The organism is Kineococcus sp. NPDC059986, assembly GCF_040702905.1.
Lineage (GTDB): Bacteria > Actinomycetota > Actinomycetes > Actinomycetales > Kineococcaceae > Kineococcus.
Map to the genome: position 1 here is coordinate 1 of NZ_JBFBND010000079.1, position 1,754 is coordinate 1,754.

A 1,754-nucleotide genomic window follows, 5' to 3' on the forward strand; every position below is an offset into this window, starting at 1 on the left:
GCCGACAACATCCAGGCCCTGTGCCGCACCCACCACCGGTTCAAGACCCAGTTCGTCTGGGAACACGTCGACGACCGCGCCGAACGGGTCGCCGCGCTGCGCGCTGCCCGCGATGCCGACGACCCACCACCGTTCTAGGGCTACGCTCACGCGCCGTGGCGAACCGCGGAGGTCTGCGTGCGCTGGCGTTGTTCTTCTTGGCGCCGTTCACCGGGGAGTTCGTCCTGGGCAACCAGGCGCTGACAGCGCTTCCGTCCCTGCTGCTGCTCGCACCGCTCTACGGCGGCGGCGCCGTGCTCATCCGCGAGGTGGGGCGACGGACTCGCGCGACGTGGCCGGTCATGGGGTTCCTCGCCGTCGCGTACGCGCTCGTCGAGGAGGGGCTCGTCGACCAGATGGTCTTCAACCCCGGGTACCTCGGGCTGCCGGACTTCGCCGACTGGGCTGAGGTCCCCGGGCTCGGCATCAGCGCCCGGCTCACCGTCGATGCGATCGCCCTGCACGCCATCGGCAGCACGCTCGTCCCCATCGTCCTCGTCGAAGCCTTCGACCCTCGACCCGCCGCGCCCTGGTTGCGGCGGCGGGGCCTGGCGGTCGTCACCACCGTGTTCGTCGTGGGCTGCGTGGGGCTGGGCGTCCTGCAGGCCGTCGACCTGGGATTCGTCGGCACGTGGCCGCAGTTCGTCGTCACCACCGCAGTCGTCCTGGGCCTGGTGGCAGCCGCCGCCGTGCGGGCGCGACGACCGGTGGTCCAGCAGCACGGCCCGCCCGCGCACCGTCCCCGTCACGTGGTCATGGGGGTGCTCGCCGTCACCAGCGGGTTCTGGGTGGTGGACCTCGTCGTTGGTGGCTGGGTCGCGGCCGGAGGAGGGGCCCTGGTCCTCCTCGTCGGCCTGGCCCTGCTCGTCCGGGAGTCTCACCGCCCCGGGTGGAGCCCGGCGCACCACCTCGCCGCCGCCACGGGAGCGCTCGCGACGTACCTGTGGCTCGCGCCGATCAACACCGCCCAGCTCGGTGTTCCGCCGGTGACCGGTCTGGCCGGCAACGTCCTGTTCGGCGTCGCCGCCGTCGTCCTCCTCGCCCTGGCGTGGCGGGCGCACCGCACTAGGCTCCCTGCATGATCCTCATCGTCGTGAAGTGGCCCGTGAAGCCCGAGCTGTCCGACCGCTGGCCCGAGCTCGTCAAGGAGTTCACGGACGCCGTGCGCGCGGAACCGGGGAACCTCTTCTTCGACTGGTCCCGCGGCGTGGAGGACCCGAACCTCTGGACGCTCGTCGAGGGCTTCCGCGACGACGAGGCCGGCAGGACCCACGTGGCGTCCGACCACTTCCAGAAGGCCATCTCCGAGATGCCGGACCACGTGGCCGCCCAGCCGCAGATCATCTACGTCGAGGCGCCGGACGTGGCGGGCTTCGGGCCCATGGGTGAGGTCCAGCCCCGCTGACGCGAATGCACCAGCTGTGAAGATCGGTCGATCTTTCCGGCGGTAGGGCCTTCTGGGGTGCTGCCGCTTCCCGGATCGTGGGGTTCGACGACGACACCCACGATCCGGGAGACGAGCTCTTGACGACGCAGCTGGACACGCCCCTCGCCACGACCTCCACCGTGAACCCCGACGTGACGGCCTGGGTGCAGGGCATCGCCCGCCTCACCGAACCCGACGCCGTGGTCTGGTGCGACGGGTCCCAGGAGGAGTTCGACCGGCTGACCTCGGAGATGGTGGAGGCCGGCACGCTGATCCGGCTCAACGAGGA

At 71.2% G+C, this 1,754-nt stretch carries 2 protein-coding genes and 1 pseudogene; all 3 read left to right on the plus strand.

All coding sequences use genetic code 11. The features are described from left to right. Positions 1–155 precede the first annotated feature (155 nt). The gene (locus tag AB0637_RS24950; RefSeq protein ID WP_366175483.1) at positions 156–1,121 is read left to right on the plus strand and encodes a hypothetical protein; all 966 of its coding nucleotides are present in this window, start codon (positions 156–158) and stop codon (positions 1,119–1,121) included. Beyond that, positions 1,118–1,444 (plus strand): putative quinol monooxygenase, encoded by a 327-nt coding sequence (locus AB0637_RS24955; protein ID WP_366175484.1) that lies wholly within the window; start codon positions 1,118–1,120, stop codon positions 1,442–1,444. The genes AB0637_RS24950 and AB0637_RS24955 overlap by 4 nt, the downstream gene beginning before the upstream one ends. A gap of 119 nt (positions 1,445–1,563) precedes the next feature. Further along, a pseudogene (locus AB0637_RS24960) lies at positions 1,564–1,754 on the plus strand (phosphoenolpyruvate carboxykinase); the annotation flags it as partial.

Coding starts and splice junctions, on each gene's coding strand:
- AB0637_RS24955 (WP_366175484.1), top strand. CDS start 1,118: ATGATCCTCATCGTCGTGAAGTGGCCCGTGAAGCCCGAGCTGTCCGAC.